General features: G+C 67.4%; 14 protein-coding genes. 5 read left to right on the top strand and 9 right to left on the bottom strand.

Going from position 1 to position 17867, the window contains the following annotated elements; translation table 11 throughout:
- On the bottom strand, window positions 1-963 hold a 963-nt coding region (locus VJ307_07410), incomplete at its 3' end, for a cation diffusion facilitator family transporter (GenBank protein ID HJX73968.1).
- Between the two features lie 128 nt (window positions 964-1091).
- Between VJ307_07410 and VJ307_07415 the strand changes: the two genes are divergently transcribed.
- The 5 genes from VJ307_07415 (at window position 1092) to VJ307_07435 (ending at window position 5326) form a co-directional block, all read left to right on the top strand.
- Window positions 1092-2012: a branched-chain amino acid transaminase gene (locus tag VJ307_07415; protein HJX73969.1), complete on the top strand. Its 921-nt coding sequence runs from the start codon at window positions 1092-1094 to the stop codon at window positions 2010-2012.
- Between the two features lie 66 nt (window positions 2013-2078).
- Window positions 2079-2708, top strand: a complete 630-nt coding sequence (locus VJ307_07420; GenBank protein HJX73970.1) for a radical SAM protein — start codon at window positions 2079-2081, stop codon at window positions 2706-2708.
- Window positions 2705-3397, top strand: a complete 693-nt coding sequence (queC, locus tag VJ307_07425; protein HJX73971.1) for a 7-cyano-7-deazaguanine synthase QueC — start codon at window positions 2705-2707, stop codon at window positions 3395-3397. Before VJ307_07420 ends, queC begins: the two co-directional genes overlap by 4 nt.
- A gap of 16 nt (window positions 3398-3413) precedes the next feature.
- The gene (locus tag VJ307_07430) at window positions 3414-5009 is read left to right on the top strand and encodes a 4Fe-4S binding protein (protein ID HJX73972.1); all 1596 of its coding nucleotides are present in this window, start codon (window positions 3414-3416) and stop codon (window positions 5007-5009) included.
- Window positions 5010-5119: 110 nt separating this feature from the next.
- Window positions 5120-5326, top strand: a complete 207-nt coding sequence (locus VJ307_07435; GenBank protein ID HJX73973.1) for a hypothetical protein — start codon at window positions 5120-5122, stop codon at window positions 5324-5326.
- 10 nt (window positions 5327-5336) lie between these two features.
- Here the strand turns inward: VJ307_07435 and glnE are convergent, their stop codons facing one another.
- The 8 genes from glnE to gatC all read right to left on the bottom strand — a co-directional run bounded on the left by glnE (window position 5337) and on the right by gatC (window position 17203).
- Window positions 5337-8435, bottom strand: a complete 3099-nt coding sequence (gene glnE, locus VJ307_07440) for a bifunctional [glutamate--ammonia ligase]-adenylyl-L-tyrosine phosphorylase/[glutamate--ammonia-ligase] adenylyltransferase (GenBank protein HJX73974.1) — start codon at window positions 8433-8435, stop codon at window positions 5337-5339.
- The gene (mtnA, locus tag VJ307_07445) at window positions 8432-9487 is read right to left on the bottom strand and encodes an S-methyl-5-thioribose-1-phosphate isomerase (protein HJX73975.1); all 1056 of its coding nucleotides are present in this window, start codon (window positions 9485-9487) and stop codon (window positions 8432-8434) included. Before mtnA ends, glnE begins: the two co-directional genes overlap by 4 nt.
- Window positions 9484-10659 (bottom strand): nicotinate phosphoribosyltransferase, encoded by a 1176-nt coding sequence (locus tag VJ307_07450; GenBank protein ID HJX73976.1) that lies wholly within the window; start codon window positions 10657-10659, stop codon window positions 9484-9486. Before VJ307_07450 ends, mtnA begins: the two co-directional genes overlap by 4 nt.
- Window positions 10660-10935: 276 nt before the next feature.
- Window positions 10936-11484: an isochorismatase family cysteine hydrolase gene (locus VJ307_07455; protein HJX73977.1), complete on the bottom strand. Its 549-nt coding sequence runs from the start codon at window positions 11482-11484 to the stop codon at window positions 10936-10938.
- Window positions 11485-11492: 8 nt separating this feature from the next.
- Complete coding sequence (locus VJ307_07460; protein ID HJX73978.1) at window positions 11493-13994, bottom strand: AsmA-like C-terminal region-containing protein; 2502 nt, start codon at window positions 13992-13994, stop codon at window positions 11493-11495.
- A 17-nt stretch (window positions 13995-14011) separates the two neighbouring features.
- A complete protein-coding gene (gene gatB / locus VJ307_07465; GenBank protein ID HJX73979.1) occupies window positions 14012-15427 on the bottom strand; it encodes an Asp-tRNA(Asn)/Glu-tRNA(Gln) amidotransferase subunit GatB in 1416 nt (471 codons plus the stop codon).
- 4 nt (window positions 15428-15431) lie between these two features.
- Window positions 15432-16907, bottom strand: a complete 1476-nt coding sequence (gatA, locus tag VJ307_07470; GenBank protein HJX73980.1) for an Asp-tRNA(Asn)/Glu-tRNA(Gln) amidotransferase subunit GatA — start codon at window positions 16905-16907, stop codon at window positions 15432-15434.
- 5 nt (window positions 16908-16912) lie between these two features.
- Window positions 16913-17203 carry an Asp-tRNA(Asn)/Glu-tRNA(Gln) amidotransferase subunit GatC gene (gene gatC / locus VJ307_07475; protein HJX73981.1) on the bottom strand — a complete coding sequence of 97 codons (291 nt, stop codon included), beginning with the start codon at window positions 17201-17203 and terminating at the stop codon, window positions 16913-16915.
- Window positions 17204-17867: the final 664 nt, after the last annotated feature.

Consider the following 17867-nt stretch of genomic DNA (forward strand, 5'->3'; position numbering starts at 1 on the left):
CGGCTCCTTTTCAAGAACCTCCAGATTCCGGATTGTGGAGAGGATCCGCTCGCAGTGGTCCTTCCCGGGGCACTCGAGATCGCACGGGTCGATGTGGGTCACGACTTGGGCATTGCCCAGCGCCTGGGAAACCTCCCTTTCGAGGTGATCCGCCAGCCGGTGGGCGTCCTCCAGGAGGTACTGGCTGCAGACGACGACGTGGAAGTCCACGTGCTTCTCTGAGCCGGAGCGCCGCGTGCGCAGTTTGTGATAGTCGACCACGAGGGGCCGGTGGCTGTCGATGATGTGCCGGATCCTCTCCACCGTTTCGTTCGGGAGGCTGCGGTCCAGAAGGTCCCCCAGCGCCTCCCGGAGGATGGGAAAGGCCGCGGTGACGATATACCCGCCCACGATCACGGCCGCCCCGGGGTCCAGCCACCTCCACCCGGTCACGCGGTACGCGAGAAGGGAGGCCAGGATCCCCCCCCCCGACCAGACATCGGTCCGGAAGTGGAGGGAATCCGCCGCAAGAGCGGGCGAGCCGGTCTCCTCCCCCGCCTTCCGGATCCGCTCGGAGATGTACCAGGAGGCGACGACCGACAAGGCCATGACGACGAGCCCCGTGTCCACCGAGCGCGGGACGATCCCGGCGCGCAGCCGGCGGATCCCTTCCCAGACGATCCATATTCCCGTCAGGGCGACGACCACCGACATGAAGACCGTGCCGAGCGTTTCCACCTTCCCGTGGCCGTACGGATGGGAGGAGTCGGCGGGCTCCATCGACTTCCGGATGGAGAGGTAGTTCACCCCCGACATGAGGATGTCCGCCAGGTTGTCGAACGCGGAGGAGAGGATGCCCAAGGAGCCGCTTGCGACCCCGACGACAAGCTTGGTCGCGGCGAGGGTGACCGCGCTCCCCACGGAGAAGCGGGCCGTTCCGATCCGCTTCCGGTCCCTCTCCTCCTTCGGGAGCCCGTTCGCCATGAAAGTCCCCCGTCTCCTCCGGAAAAGATCCTCGTTCCCGATCTCCCTGCACGCCGCGGGATACGCGGATTGACAGCCTTCGAATACCTTTGCAAGAATAGCACATCAATTCCCGGGGGAGGGCGGACGTGGTCGCGAAGACAAAGAAGATCTGGCTGGACGGGAAATTCGTCGACTGGGACGCCGCGCAGGTCCACGTCCTCTCGCACACCCTGCATTACGGCGTCGGCGCCTTCGAGGGGATCCGCTGCTACAAGACCGAGGACGGAGGCTCCGCCATCTTCCGGCTCAAGGAGCACGTGGACCGCCTCTTCGCCTCGGCCCACATCGTGCTTCTTGCCATCCCCTACTCGCACGAGGAGATCTGCCAGGCGATCCGGAAAGCGCTGACCGTCAACGGCCTCACCGAGGGGTACATCCGCCCGATCGTCTTCATCGGGGACGGCGAGATGGGCCTTTTCGTGAAGACCAACCCGATCCGCGTGGCGGTGGCCGCCTGGGCGTGGGGGGCCTACCTCGGCGAGGAGGGGATCAAGAAGGGGATCCGGGCGAAGGTCTCCTCCTTCAACCGTCACCACGTCAATGCGGCCATGACGAAGGGGAAGATCAACGGGCACTACGTCAACTCCGTCCTGGCGAAGTGGGAGGTGGTGAAGGCGGGGTACGACGAGGCGGTGATGCTCGACACGGAAGGGTACGTCGCGGAGGGCTCGGGGGAGAACATCTTCATCGTCCGGCACGGCATCCTCCAGACCTCGTCCCTGACCTCGATCCTCCCCGGGATCACCCGGGACTCGGTCCTGAACATCGCCCAGAAGCTCGACATCCCGGTCAAGGAGTCCCGCTTCACGCGCGACGAGATGTACATCGCCGACGAGATGTTCTTCACCGGCACCGCCGCCGAGATCACCCCGGTGCGGGAGGTGGACGACCGCCGCGTGGGCACGGGAAAGCCGGGACCGATCACGAAGAAGATCCAGGAGGCGTTCTTCGACATCGTGCACGGCAAGGACGCCCTCTTCGCGCACTGGCTCGACGTCCTCAAGTAGGGATCCCCTCCGGAAAATCGGCCGAAGGGCGCAGGGGCACCGTGGTACCATAGGATGATGCTCCGCGTGTCCGAGATCTTCGCCAGCATCCAGGGGGAGACCTCGTACGTCGGCCTCCCCTTCGCCTTCGTTCGCCTGACCGGGTGCAACCTCCGCTGCCGTTACTGCGACACGACGTACGCCTACGACGACGGGGAGGAGTTCCCCCTCGGGGAGGTTGTCTCCCGTGTCGTTTTTTTCAAAATCCCGCGGGTGACGGTGACCGGCGGCGAACCGCTGCTGCAGGAGGAGACGCCCGCTCTCGTTTCGGCGCTCCTTGACCTGGGTCACACGGTGCTCGTGGAGACGAACGGAACGGTTGCGCTTTCCCGCCTCGATCCCCGGGCGGTCAAGATCATGGACGTCAAGTGTCCCGGTTCCGGAGAGGCCGGGAAGACCGACTGGGAGAACTTCGCGCGTCTCTCGCCGCGCGACGAGGTCAAGTTCGTCCTCTCCTCCGAGGAGGACTACCGGTTCGCCCGGGAGGTGATCCGGAAATACGGGAAGGCTCACCCGTTCACGGCGCTTCTGTCCCCGGCCTTCGGGCTTCTCCCCCCCGAGAAGCTCGCCGGCTGGATGGTCGGGGACGCCCTCGACGCGAGGTTCCAGCTGCAGCTTCACAAGCTGGTGTGGGGACCGGACCGGAGAGGCGTGTGACGAGCCCCGCGAAGCCGAAAGGGATTGTCCTCGTAAGCGGGGGGATGGACAGTCTCGTCCTGGCTGTCTTCGCCACCCGGGAATCGGACATCGCCCTGTTGCACGTAAATTACGGACAACGCACCGAGAAGAAGGAGCTCGCCTGCTTCCGGGCGATCGCCGACCACCTGGAGGCGGAGGAGCGCCTTGTGGTCGACATCGGGTATCTGAGGACGATCGGGGGGTCGGCCCTGACCGATCCGTCCCTCGACGTACCCCCCGCGGACCCGGACCGTCCCGGGATCCCCGCGACCTACGTTCCGTTCCGCAACGCGCACTTCCTCTGCATCGCGGTGTCGTGGGCGGAGGTGATCGGCGCGAGGAACGTCTACATCGGCGCGGTGTGGGCCGACTCGTCCGGCTACCCCGACTGCCGGCCCGCTTTCTACGAGGCGATGAACGAGGCGATCCGCAGGGGGACGAAAGACGAAAGCGGGATTCGCGTCCGGGCCCCCTTCGTCAACCTGAAGAAGAAGGACATCGTCCTGATGGGGAAGTCGCTCGGCGTCCCCTTCGAGCATACGTGGTCGTGCTACCGGGAAGGCGAGAAGGCGTGCGGGCGGTGCGACTCGTGCGTTCTCCGGCTGCGGGCCTTCGCCGAGGCCGGCGTACCGGACCCCCTCCCCTACGAGGTCCGGCCGGCGGGCTGACGCCGCCGCGACACCCATGCGCTCCGCTTTCGACACCAAGCAGCTCGCGAGGCGCCTCTCCCAGGGGGCGTTCCTCCTCCTTTTTTTCGTCCTGCTCGTCAAGACGGACTACGACGGACGGAACGAACTCGCCTATCCCGTCAAGATCTTCCTCGACGCCGACCTCCTCGTCTTCCTGACGTCGCTCCTCTCCGCGCACAAGCTTCCCGCCGCCCTCTTTTTGGCCCTGCTGTTCGTACCCGTGACCCTGCTGTTCGGCCGGGCCTTCTGCGGGTGGGTCTGTCCCCTCGGGACGCTGAATCATGCGGTGAGCTTCTACGACAGGAAATATGCGGAGGAGCGGGGAACAAAGACCCGGGGGGCGCGGTGGAAGTTCGCGACGCTGCTGTTTTTTGCCGGGGCGGCGCTCTTCGGGATCCAGACGGCGGGATTGCTGGATCCGATCTCCCTCCTGATCCGCTCGCTCTCGCTCTCGGTGATGCCGGGGATCAACCATGTCCTGCGCCTGTTTCTCGACTGGGGATACCGTCTCCCCTGGCGCCCGGCATCGGACATTTTCGATGCGGCATACACCTTCCTGCGGACCCACTTCCTGTCCTTTTTCCCGGCGCGGTACGAGCAGGCCCTGTTCCTCTTCTCCCTCTTCTTCCTCGTGCTCGCCCTGAACCGGTACCGGACGCGGTTCTTCTGCCGGTTCGTCTGCCCCCTCGGGGGGCTGCTCGGGATCTTCTCCCGCGCCGGCCTGCTCCGGCTTGGCATGAACGAGAAGTGCACCCGCTGCATGCAGTGCCGGGACGTCTGCGCGGGCGGGGCGAACCCTCACACGAAAGAACACTGGTCCCCGTCGGAGTGCGTGACCTGCTTCAACTGCACCGCCGAGTGCCCGGAGGGGGCCCTCGCGTGGACCTTCACACCGGCGCGGGGGACGAAGGACCGCCTCGACGTCGACAGGCGGGCGGCCCTTTCCGCCCTCTTCTCCGGAGCCGCCGCCACCTGGGTGATGAAGACCTCCCCCGCCCAGGCAAGACCCGCGCCCGAACTCGTGCGACCCCCGGGATCGCGCCCCGAGACCGATTTCCTCGCCCGGTGCGTCCGCTGCGCAGAGTGCATGAAAGTGTGCATCACCGGCGGACTGCAGCCCACGCTTCTCTCCGCCGGGATCGAGGGGATCTGGACGCCGAAGCTCGTCTCCCGGATCGGCTACTGCGAATACAACTGCACGCTCTGCGGGCAGGTCTGCCCCACCCAGGCGATCGAAAAACTCGCCCTGCCGAAAAAGCAGAAGATCGTCATCGGCCTGGCGTTCGTCGACCCCTCCCGGTGCATCCCCTTCGCGCAGGGGACCCCCTGCATCGTCTGCGAGGAGCATTGCCCGACCCCGAAAAAGGCGATCGTCTTCGAGGAGCGCGCCGGGAAAGGGGGGAAACCGGTGAAGGTCCCCGTGGTGGTCACTGACCTGTGCATCGGGTGCGGCATCTGCGAGTACAAGTGCCCGGTGGTCGACCTGGCGGGGATCCGGGTGACCTCGATCGGCGAGACGCGCAACCCGGACAACCGGATTACGATCCCCGTGGGGCCGTATTCCGCGGCCGGCCTGCGACTTTTTCTTTGACAACCCCCCCCGTTGCCCGATAGATTCAACGAAAAATTTGCGGGGGGGATGCATTTTTCACTGAATCTTTCCCCCCGGTCTTCCGTTCTAATGGAGTAGGAGAGGACAACGTGGCCCATTTCTACGACAACGACAGGGACCAGGCTTCCCGCTGGGAGGAGATCGGCGGGTTCAACACCTTCCTGCTGATGGAGATACGGAACGCCATGCTGGACGTCAAGTCCGAAGATCACCCCCGCTCCGACCGGCAGGTGGTCGTGGCGGAATGGATCAAGCGTCACCCGATGTTCGATTTCCCCGACGACGAAATCGGGTGACCTGAACCTCTTATCGGATCTTTTCCTCCTCCCCCAGCCCGAGAATCTTCCGATAGATCCCGCGGATGGTTTCCGTCTCCCGCGAATAGCGGTCCTGCTGGTCCGGGGGGAGCCGGGACGGGTCGAACTGCTCGATGGAGGCATCGTGGGACAGTCGCAGGGACACTTCCAGGGAACGCAGGAAACGGTATCCCCCGTCCATCGCCAGGAAGTCTTCCTCGGACAGGACGTTCGCCCGGCGGTACTCGTAGAGGGCCTTGAGCGTGGGCCGCACGCGCAGGGAGGGGTTGCCCGGACCGTGCAGGAGCTGGAGGTACTGCACGGCGAACTCGACGTCGACGATCCCCCCGCGCCCCACCTTGAGGTTTCGCCGGTCCTGACGCTCTTTCCCCAGCTCCATCTCCATGCGCTTCCGGAGGCGGTTGATCTCGGCCGGGGCATCGGGGGGGAGAGGACGGTCGAAGATGACCCGGGCGACCATCTGCTCCACCCGCCTGCCGAACTCCCGGTCCCCCGCCACGAACCGGCAGCGGAGGAGAGCCTGACGCTCCCAGAGCTGTGCGGACTGCTCGTGGTACCGTTCGAACGCCGCCAGGGAGGAGACCAGGGGTCCCGCGTTCCCCGAGGGACGCAGCCGCGTGTCCAGGCGGTAGACGTACCCCTCCCGCGTCACCGTGGTCAGGATGGAGATCAGTCGCTGGGCCACCTTGGCGAAGTACTCGTGGTTCGACAGCTTGCGGAAATCCGCCGGGTCCTGGCCGGGCGCCGGGACGGTCTCCCCCGCGCCGGAGTAGAGAAAGATGATGTCGAGGTCGCTGTGGTAGGATAGCTCCTCGGCGCCCAGCTTTCCCATCCCCAGCACGCAGAACTCCGCCTCCCTCCCGGGTTCCCCGCCGTCCGCCACCATCGGGACTCCGAACCGGCGCGTCGTCGCCCGCTGCGCCAGGACGAGGGTGTACGACAGGAGGACCTCCGCCAGGGCGGACAACTGGAACATCCCCTCCTCGAGGGAGAGGTTGCCGGCCAGGTCGTTCATGCCGACCCGCAGCATCTCCATGTTCTTGAAGCGACGCAGCTCATCCAGCTCCTGCTCGTAATCGGCGCACCCCGCGAGCATCTCCCCCAGTTCCTTCCGCAGGTCGGACTTCGTCTTGACCGGAGGAGAGAGGTCCTTTCGCAGCAAGGTGTCCAGCAGCTCGGGGTGACGGAGGAGGTACCCCGAAAGGTACCGGCTGCTTCCGAAGAGCCGCACCAGCACGTCGATCACCTGCCGGTTCTCGAACAGCAGGGCATAGAACATCGTCCGGGCGCCGACCGCGGAGAGGAACCGCTCCGTGTGGTGGAGGGCCATGTCGGGGTCGGGAGACAAGACCACGCGGGAGAGGATCAGCGGGGCGATCTTTCCCAGATACCGCCTTGCCCTTGCCGGCATCCGGATGAACGGAGGGCCGTCCCGGAGCATCGCCACATTCCGGCGCGCCGCCTCGAGGTCGCGAAACCGAAGCGCCGAAAGCCGGTCGCCGATATCCTCCTCCTCCGAAATCGGGTACAGGACGGCGAGCACGTCCGGGGAGACTTCCGGCCCCGCCTCCGCGGGGGCCGCACGAAAGAGACGGTCGTAGATCGCCCGGACGTTCCCCGTGTGCCGGTCCACCGCCGCGTCCAGAGCCCGCGCATCGGGCAGCCCCATGGTGCGCGCCAGACGAAGCAGGTCCTCTTCCCGCTCCGGGAGGGCGTGGGTCTGCCGGTCCTGGTAGACCTGGATCCTGTGCTCGAGGGACCGCAGGAACGTGTACGCCTCCGTCAGCGTGTCGCAATCCCTCTGCGAGACGATGCCCGCCCCGACGAGCGCCCGAAGGGTCTCCACCGTCCCCCGCAGCCGCAGGTCCGGGTTCTTCCCTCCGTAGATCAGCTGGTGCGCCTGGGCGAAGAACTCGATCTCCCGGATCCCCCCCGCGCCCAGCTTGAGATCCCTCGCGTGCCTCGGCGCGCGCGCGGAGGCGATGTCGACCCGGTCCTTCATCTCCTTGATCTCCTCGAGGGAGGTGAAGTCCAGGTATTTGCGGTACACGAAGGGGGTGATGCTCCCGAGGAACTGCTCCCCGATCCAGGCGTCCCCCGCCACGGGACGCGCCTTGATCATCACCGCGCGCTCCCATGTCTGTCCCCACGACTCGTAGTAGACCTCGGCGGACCGGAGCGAGTTGGCAAGGTCCCCTTTCGTGCCGTCGGGACGGAGCCGCAGGTCGACGCGGAAGACGAACCCGTCCTCCGTGACCTCCGAGAGGATCCGGGTGACGATTTCGCAGAGCCGGACGAAATACTCGTGGAGGGTCACCGGCTCCCCTGCCCTGCCGCCCTCCGTCATCCCGCGCTCCGTCTCGTACAGGTAGATGAGATCGATGTCCGAGCTGAAGTTGAGCTCGCGCCCCCCGAATTTCCCCATCCCGAGAACGACGAAACCGCACTTCCGACGGCCCTCCGCGTCCGTCTCGATCAGGGGGGCGCCATATCGTTCGTCGAGCTGCCGACGGGAGAACCGGATCGCCCCCTCGAGGGCCGCGGACGCCAGCGAGGAAAGGTCTCCCGTCACTTCGGGAAGCGCGGCCAGCCCGGCGAGGTCGCGGGCGGCGATCCGGGCCATCTCCCGGAGCCTGAGCAGCCGCAGGCCCCTCTTGATCTCTTCCTCGTCCCCGCACCGGTCGGCCAGGTCTTTCGCATCGGACAAGAGAGCGCCGGGATCCCCCGGTTTTGCCACCCCCCCCTCGAGGAAGAGGGCGGAGAACAGCTCCCGCCGTCGCGCGATCTGTTCGGGCAGGGATTCCGATCCGCCGAGCAGGGCTCCGAGGACGGGCAGGTTTTCCGGACGCGCAACCGCCTGCTCAAGGTCCTCGGGAGGGAGGGAGTCGCACAGTTTCGACAGGTTCAGGAAATAGAGGGTGGGGTCGGGCGCCGCCCGGGCCCCCTCGAACAGCGCTTCCCACGCGGAATCCGTCCAGGGGATCCGCTTCCGGATCTCCTCGAGCAGGGGAAGGATGCGGAGGGTGTCCGCGACGCCCATCTCCCCCAGCCGGTCGCACGGGGAGTCCGGACGGGGAGGCGTCGTCACCGAACGAGCTTCCGGATCGCCCCGGGGAAGGGCGGCCGGAGCACGCCCTTTTCCGTAACGAGGGCGGTCACGTATTTCGCCGGGGTCACGTCGAATGCAGGGTTGTAGACGGGAATCCCCTCGGGGGCAACCCGCGTACCCAGAAAGTGGGCCACCTCCCTGCCGTCCCGCTCCTCGATGGGGATCGCCTTCCCGGTGCGGGCGGAGGGGTCGATGGTGGATACGGGGGCGGCCACGTAGAAGGGGACCTTGTGCGCGCGGCACAGGACGGCCAGCCCGTACGTGCCGATCTTGTTCGCCACGTCGCCGTTGGCGGCAATCCGGTCCGCGCCGACGATCGCCGCCTGGACCTTCCCGTCCCCAAGGATCGTTGCGGCCATGGAGTCCGTAATCAGGGTGCAGGGGATGCCGTCCTTCATGAGCTCCCACGCGGTCAGCCGGGCCCCCTGGAGAAACGGACGGGTCTCGCCCACAAACACGTGGAGTTTCTTCCCCGCCGCCACGGCCGCCCGGATCACCCCCAGCGCCGTGCCGTACCCCGCCGTCGCGAGAGCCCCGGCGTTGCAGTGGGTGATCACGGAACCCGACTTGAGAAGCTTCGCGCCATGGGCCCCCATCCGCCTGTTGGCGGCGACGTCCTCGTCCCGGATTGCCATCGCCTCCTTCTCGAGATGGTAGGCGGCCCCCTCGGGCTCGTCGGGCAGCCTCTCCGCCGCCTTGCGCATCCGGTCGATCGCCCAGAACAGATTCACGGCCGTGGGCCGGGTGGCCCCGAGCTCCTCCGCGGCCTTGCGGAACTCCTCGCGCCACGGAAGCCTCTTGCGGATGGCGTTCTGCACGGCCAGCACCAGACCGAACGCCGCCGCCACACCGATCGCGGGCGCACCCCGAACCACCATCGTCCGGATGGCGTGGGCCACCCCCGACGCCTGGGAAATGCGCGTCACCGACTCCCGCAGCGGAAGGACGCGCTGGTTGAGCAGGAGCAGCGCGTCCCCCGTCCATTCCAGGGTGGGGACCATCCGGCCGTCTCCGCCGGGGACCGTCGTCATCGGCCTTCTCTCCGCTCGTGAAATCGCGCCACCTGCTCCCCCACCCGGCTCCGCAGCTCGCGCGGGGAGAGGGAGGGAGCCACCACCTTTCCCCCCTTCATCGCCGGGCGGAGAAGGGGTTCCGTCGGGGAGCCGCAGCGGCACGGCCCCGCGGCCGCAGCCTCCGGGACGATGCCGCGATGGCCGCACGACCCGCACCGGACGACCTGCTTGCCGCCGGAGAGTTTCCCCCGCTTCGCGAACGGCCTTCCCTCCACCTCCACGATGTCCAGGGCGAAGTCGATCGTGGGGGCGTTGCTGATGCAGGTCCCCACGCCGAAGCCGTCCACCACGTCCCGCAGGGAGGAGATGTCCTCCTCGCCCAGCCCCCCGGAGACGACGATCCGCACGTGGGAGAATCCCCTCAGGTCGAGTTCCCATCGGACCTCCCGGACGATCCTCCGGAAGTTCCCCCGCCGCGAGGAGGGGGTGTCGAGACGGACCGCGGCCAGCCTCTTTCCCAGGGCCTCCGCGGCGCGGATCGCCTCGAACTTCTCGTCCTGGAGGGTGTCGATCAGGCAGACGCGGGGGACATCCGGCGGCACCGCGTCGTCGAACCCCCGGAGCGCCTCGACGGTGTCCCCGAGCACCAGGATAAGGGCGTGCGGCATCGTCCCCTGGGGGATCTCGCCCAGGTACGCCGCGCTGCGCACGACCGATACGCCGTCGGCCCCCCCCACGAAGGCGTGGCGGTCGATGAGGGTGGAAAGCGCGGGGTGCATGCGTCGCGCCCCGAAGCTCAACACCGTCCGGTCCCCGGCCAGCCGCTTGATCCGGGAGGTCTTCGTGGCGATCCCGGAGGCCTGGCAGAGGATGCCGAGCATCGCCGTCTCCATCTCGCAGAACTCGCCGTACGGCCCCTCGACGGCAAGGACCGGCTCCTCGAGCAGAAAGAGAGCCCCCTCCTCCATCGCCAGCATGTCCACGTTCCTCCCCTCGAAGAGGGAAAGCATCTCGTCCCTCCCGGCCAGGATGGCGTGCTCGTACCCGTCGGGGAACCGCTTGACGTACACCTCCGCCTTCACCCGCACGGCGTCCTTTCCGAGGCTCTTCAACACCTCCCTCGTGCGGACGAAGTAGACGTCCGTCGTGTCCCCGCGGCGGATCTCTTCCTGGCTGGGGATCGGGTTCATCACCGTCGCTCCTTTCCGGGTGCTGCGGGTCCTAATTCCCGCTTCATATCGGGCTGACGCCCCGAGGAGTGTCCCCTCCCGGTGCCCGAGGCTCGCGGGGGATTCCCCTCCGCTACGCTCGCGACCTGCGCCCGCTCGCTGCGGGTTCCGCTCGTCGGAACGGACCCCGCCAGGCGGGGGTACTTCTCTCTCGCTCCACACGCCACTCCGGGGAACCCCCCGCTGCGCCTGGCTCCGGGAGTCAGGCGCGGACACTTTACCGTAGTGAAGACCCCACTATCGTTTTTCAGCGCGCCGGACCACGCGCACGCCCAGCACCTTCTCCATCTGGTCGAGCGCGAACCGGTGCGACTTCCCGTCCAGCCCCGCCACGAGCGACTCGTTCACGATGACGTCGTAGCCGCGCATCGCGGCGTCCGCCGCGGTGTACAGGATGCAGATATGGGTGACGCATCCGGAGAGCGAAACCGACCGGATGCCGTGCCGGCGGAGGACGGTTGGAAGGGTGGTGCGGAAGAATCCCGAGTAGGTCTTCTTCTCCACGACCACGTCTCCGGGTTCCGGCGCGATCTCGCTTGCGACGGCGGCCCCCTTCGTCCCGGCCACGGCGTGGGGCGGCCACCCCATCCGGGCGAACTCCGGATCGTTTTTCCTGTGGGAATCGCACACGTACACCACGAGATCCCCCTCCCGGCGCGCGCGGGAGATACGGCGTGCGATCGCCGGAAGGATCTTCCTCGTCTGCGGGACCTCGAGCGGCGCCCCGGGCCGCACGAAATCCTCGAGCATGTCGATCACCAGAAGCGCGCTTCTCTTTCCCGCCATCTCCCCCCCTATTTCCCCGGAAGGATCTTCTTGAAGATCCCTTCCACTTCCCGGAACGGATCCTCTTTTTTCGGTTTCATCCCGGGCGCGGCGTTGTCCGTTCCGGGGGCGGTCCCGATCCCCGGAATCGCACCGGTCAGCCCCCGGAGGACCTTTTGCGCCACCCCGGCAGCGAGCGCCGCGGGGTCGATCGACACCGCCGGGGACGTGAGCGGACCCGTCATCACCAGCGGGATTTCCACGCGGCCGCCCTCCCCGACCAGGAACTTCCCCGCCCCTCCCCGAACGCGATCCGACATCTCCCGGGAGAGCCGGAGCACCCCGCGGAAGTCGATCGTCCGGTCGAACCCGATGGCGGCCGATCCGGTAAGCCCCATCTTCTCGGAGAGGACCCGAAGCGCCTCCGTCTTGATCTTCCCGTTCTCCACCCGGAAATCCGCCGAGAGGTCGGAAAATACCGTATCTCCCCTTCCCGCACGCCCGGACGGGGCCGCGGCCGCAATCGCCCCGAGGCCGGCCAGGCCCGCCGCCGTCGCGAGGAGATCCACACCCTTGATTTTACCACCGGCGATCTTCACGGACCCCGATCCCGCTCCCGTGCGCGAGAAATCGGCAAAGTCCTTCATCCCTCCCCCGATCTCCGCCGAGAGGGTGACCGGGCCGGAAAGGAAGTCCTTCATCGTCGTCTTGCGGGAGAGGATCTCCTCCGCGGCCAGGTCCTTCACCGCGACCTTCACCCGGAAGTCCGGGGAAGGGGCGCCAAGACCGAGGCGCCCGGACAGCGCGACATCCCCGCCGTACATCCGGGCACTTACGGAGTCGAGAAACAGGGTCCCTCCCTCGTACCGGATCTTTCCCCGGAGGTTCTGGAACTCCACCCCCCTCGCCTTCCCGGCGTCGATCGCCAGGTTGACGCGGGCTGCCACCTCACGGCTTTTTTCCGCCTTCGTCCCTTCCTTCTTCGGCGTCGGTTCCTTCCCCTCCTTTTTCCCGCCCGCTTCCTCCGGCGGGAAAAGCGCGTCCACATCCAGATACGCCATCCGGAAATCGACTTCGCCCGCGGGCTTTTCCCCCAGGGCGGCCTCCCCCTGCAAGGAAAACCGCTGTCCGTTGAGAAGCCCCGCGAGGGGGCGAAACCTCACCGCCCCGTCCGTAAGCTCCACGCGGCCGTCCACCGCCCGAAGTTCGATCCGCCTCCCCGGCACCTGGAACCCCACGTCCCCGAGATCGACCGCGATTTCGTACCTCTCCCTTTCGCCGGTCCGGTCGAGCCGCCCCTTCCCCGCGGCCGCCAGGCGCCCCGCCGGGGACCATTTCGAAAGCATCCCCGCCCCGGGGATCTTCCCGAAGTCGGCGAGGGAGGAGATCTTCGCGGAGATCGCCCATTCCCGTCCCCCCGTTCCGGGATTCACGACGGCGTTCCCGGTCACGGAGAGCGGGGGAAAGCGCAGGTCCATGTTCGAGAGGAGCAGCCGTCCGGGGGAATAGCGCCCCGTTGCGGCGATCGTGCACGGGGCGTCGACGACTTTGCGCAGTTCCGGGTCCGCGCTGAGCGTCGCGCCCATGCGGGTCAGGTCGGCCTTGACGGTGAAGCCCGGCGACCCAAGGGTTCCGGCGACGTTCACGGAAAGGGGGACGACCCCCTCGAGACGCGCTTTCGCGAGGCGTTCCGGCGGATCCGGGAACATCGCCTGGATCTTCCCCATTTCCACGCCGGGGAAGGAGATCGCAAGGTCGACCGCGAAAGGCTGCTGCGAGGGGAAGACTTTTCCCTCCACCGCCACCTTCTGCCCGAACAGCGTCCCCTCGCCGCGGAGCGCGTCTGCGGGGCGGCCGGTTCCCGCCTCCCGCCCGCCGGCCACCCGTACGACGAGCGAAATATCGCCCCGCACCCTCCCCTCGATCCGGGTCTTGACCTCGATCTCCTTCTGCGTCTCCCCGATCCCCGACACGCGGAGGGTGAACGGGGAGATCTCCCAGGCGCTATCCCTGCCGGCTTTCTCCTCCTGGCGGAAGAAGAGCTTCGCCTCCTCGACGCGAATCTCCCTCACCGCCACGGCCACCTTTTCCTTAGGTTTTTCCGCTGGCGCGGCGGCGGTTGGCTTCTCCTCCTTCGCGAGCCGGGCGACGATATCCGTTGCGGAGTGGGTCCCGTCGAGATAGCGGCGAAACCGGACCTCCGGCCGGCGCAGGATGAACTTCGTAAACTCCGTCCTTCCGGAAAAAAGCGGCGCGATCGCCAGCCGGATTTCCGCCTCCGGCACCGACAGGAGCCGCTCGCCGGGATGGCGCGCGTCCCCGGAGACCGTAAGCTGCGTAACCTTCACGCCGATTCCGGGAAACAGGGACAGGGAAAGGCCGGACAGGCCGATCGTGCGTCCGGTCTTCTCTTCGAGGGCCGCCACGATGCGGGGACGGAAGGAATCGAGCGACACCAGCCGGGGGAGCAGGAGAACCGCGATCACGAGAAAGAACCCGACGACTGCCGCGACGATCCCTGCCTTCCGCATGGTCCCCTCCTAGTGCACTAGCCGAGTCTGGCCTTCAATAACTCCTGGACCACCCTCGGGTTCGCCTTTCCCCTCGTCTCCCTCATGACCTGCCCCACAAAGAAGGAGAGGAGGCCGCTCTTGCCGGCGCGATAGCTCGCGACCTCCTTCGGGTTCGAGGCGATGATCCTGTCCACGATCGCCTCGAGCGCCCCCGCGTCGGAGACCTGGGTCAGCCCTTTCTCGTCCCGGATCTGCCGGACGGGCTTGCCCGTAGCGATCGCGGTCTCCACCAGCGTCCTGGAGGCCGTGGCGGAGATCGTCCCGGTCTCGCGGTCCTCCACGACGTGGGCGATCGCCTCGGGCGCAAGCTTTCCGGCGATGATGGCCTCTTTCCACTGGATGCACTCGTTCGCGGTCACCTTCGGATTCACCCCGAAGGCGGCGACCGACGCCTCGAAGAAGTCGGCGAGCGCGCGGGAGGAGGAGAGAAGCTCCGCGTCGTAGCGGGGAACCCCGTAGCGGGAGGAGATCCGGGGGATCTTTTCCCCGGGGAGCTCGGGGATCGTTTTCCGCAGCTCCTCGATCCACGCCTCGTCGAGATGGAGGGGGAGAAGGTCGGGGTCGGGGAAGTACCGGTAGTCGTGCGCCTCCTCCTTGCCGCGCATCGAGAGGGTCACGCCGGAGTCGGCGTCCCACAGGCGGGTCTCCTGCACCACCTTGCCGCCGTCCTCGATCCGCTCCACCTGGCGCCGGATCTCGTACTCAAGGGCCTTCTCCACGTTCCGGAAGGAGTTCATGTTTTTGAGCTCCGCCCTGGTCCCGAATCCTGTCTGCCCCTTCGGCCGGACGGAGACGTTCGCGTCGCAGCGGAACGACCCTTCCTCCATGTTCCCGTCGCAGACTTCCAGGTAGACGAGGATGTCCCGCAGGCGGCGCAGGTACGCGCCCCCCTCCTCCGGCGTCCGGATGTCGGGTTCGGAGACGATCTCCATGAGGGGGACCGAGCAGCGGTTGAGATCCGAAAGCGACGTCTGCGCCCCGGAAAAGGCCCCGGCGTGGACGAGCTTGCCCGCATCCTCCTCCAGGTGGATGCGGGTGATCCCGATCCGCCGGGTCGCGCCGTCCCCCCCGATCTCGATATGCCCGGAGACCGCCAGGGGCAGTTCGTACTGCGAGATCTGGTACGCCTTCGGCAGGTCCGGGTAGAAGTAGTTCTTCCGCGCGAAGACGCTTCTTGCCTGCACGAGGCAGGAGGTGGCCAGCGCGGTGCGGATGGCGAACTCCACCGCCTTTCGGTTCAGGACCGGCAGGACGCCCGGCATCCCCGTGCAGACGGGGCAGGTGTTCTCGTTGGGGGGCGCCCCGAACTTCGCCGAGCAGGCGCAGAAGATCTTGCTCCGGGTCGCGAGCTGGGCGTGGACCTCCAGGCCGATGACCGCTTCGAACTCCATCCCCCTATCCTCCCGCAAGCGGCGCCACCCGCGGCAGCGGGATCTCCCGCTCGATCGCGGCGGCCGCGGCGAAGAGCGCCTCCTCGTCGAAATGCCTTCCCAAAAGTTGCGCCCCGATCGGGAGGCCGTCGGACGAGAAGCCGCACGGCACGGAGATCCCCGGGATCCCCGCCAGGTTGCACGGGATCGTGTAGATATCCGAGAGGTACATGGTCAGCGGGTCGTCCACCTTCTCCCCGATGCGGAACGCCGGCGTGGGGGAGGTGGGGGTGAGGATCACGTCGACCCGGGCGAACGCTTCCGAGAAATCCCGCCTCAGGAGCGTGCGCGCCTTCTGCGCCTTCCCGTAGTACGCCTCGTAGTACCCCGCAGACAGCGCGTAGGTCCCGATCATGATCCGCCGCTTGACCTCCGCCCCGAATCCCTCCGCGCGCGTCCGGGACATCATCTCGATCAGCCCCTTCGCTCCGTCCGTCCGGTACCCGTACCGGACCCCGTCGTAGCGCGCGAGGTTGGAGGACGCCTCCGCGGGGGCGATGATGTAGTACGTCGCCAGGGCGAATCCTGTGTGCGGCAGGGAGATCTCGACCGGCACGACGCCCCGGGATACCAACGCCGCGAGCGCCTTCTCCACCGCGGCCCGGACGGCCGGGTCCAGCCCTTCGGCGAAATATTCCTTTGGCAGTCCGACCCGCATCCCCTTCACCCCCCTGCCGGTAGCGGCGAGGTAGTCCGGCACCGGGACGTCGACCGAGGTGGAGTCCCTCCGGTCGTGCCCCGCGATGACCGAGAGGACGGCCGCCGCGTCGGGAACGGTCCGGGCGATCGGCCCCCCCTGGTCGAGAGACGACGCGAAGGCGATCATTCCGTAGCGGGAGACGCGGCCGTAGGTCGGCTTCATCCCCACGACGCCGCACAGGGCCGCCGGCTGCCGTATCGACCCGCCCGTGTCCGTCCCCACTCCGGCGAAACAGAGCCCCGCCGCCACGGAGGCCGCCGTCCCCCCGGAGGAGCCTCCCGGGATCCTGTCCGTCGCCCACGGGTTGAGGGTGGGGCCGAACCAGGATGTCTCCGTGGAGGACCCCATCGCGAACTCGTCCATGTTCTGCTTCCCGAGAAGGATCGCGCCGGCGTCCCGGATCTTCCCGGTGACCGTGGCGTCGTACGGCGGGTCGAAGTTGTGCAGGATCCGGCTCCCGCAGGTGGTGCGGATCCCCTTGGTGCAGAAGATGTCCTTGAGCCCCACGGGGACCCCGTGCAGCGGCCCCCGCACCTCGCCCCGGGCAAGCTCCTCGTCGCGGGCGGCAGCCTCCCGCATCGCCGATTCCGGGAGGACCGTGATGAAGCCGTTGATCTTCGGGTTGAGCCGCTCGATCCGGGAGAGAAGCGCGCGGGTCAGCTCCCGGGAGGAGATCTTCCTGTCGCGAACCGCCTTCGCGGCGTCAAGAAGCGTCCACTCGTGCACGGGGATCTCCGCCATTCCTTTTAGTCCTCGATGATCCGCGGCACGCGGAAGAAATCCTCTTCCCGGTCGGGGGCGTTCTTCAGGATCTCCTCCTTCCCTCCGAAGGGATCGACGGAGTCGTCGCGAAACGGCGTCCCCATCTCCACGGCATGGGAGGTGGGGACGACGCCCTTCGTGTCGAGTCGTTCGAGCTGCTGGATGGTATCGAGGATGTGGGCCAGCTGGTCCCGCATCCTGTCCGCCTCGGCCGAAGAGAGCGCCAGCCGGGCGAGCCGGGCCACGTGCAACACCTCTTCCCTGGTGATCGCCATCCGGATCTCCCTGTTTTCTTGATGTTTTCAATGTATCACAGGTCAGCGGGGGAGGGACACTCCCGCCGGGGACATCCCCGATAGCGTGCTCCGTTTGGAAAGCGCAGCAGCCGCAGGAGTGGGGGCGCAGTGAGACCGGCCTCAAGGGGTCCGTTGCCGAAGAGGCCGAGCACCGAGAGGGTCGATGCGCCGCTTCCGGCGAGGCGCCCGACCGAAGCGTACCCGCTGCGGTACGGTGAGGGGGGGCAACGAAGCCGAAGCGGATGCAGCGGCCCTCGAATGCCGGGATCTGAGGGAATGTACCCCTGGAGACCGGAGCGCAGCCTTGCAGGTGCACCGCACGGCGAGCCACGAACGGAGCCCCCCTCCGAGGCTGCGGAGCCGATCCCGGCGCCCTCCCAACGGGGCGCGCAGATGCGGCACCCGCCGCAGGCGAGGAAGAGTTCTTAGGAACGTCCCTGGGGGGGACACTCCTGCGTCGGGAAAAGATAACAGCCAGGAATGTCCCCCGGTATGATGGAAACATGTCGACCCGCCGGTACTTCGCCACCACGAGCAAGGGGCTCGAGACCGTGCTGTCGGAGGAGATCCGGGCGCTCGGGGGAGAAATGGTCGCGGCGGCGCCCGGGGGAGTCTCCTTTTCCGGGGACACCGGGCTCGGCTA

It is taken from the genome of Candidatus Deferrimicrobiaceae bacterium (genome assembly GCA_035256765.1).
Classification (GTDB): Bacteria; Desulfobacterota; Deferrimicrobia; order Deferrimicrobiales; family Deferrimicrobiaceae; genus CSP1-8.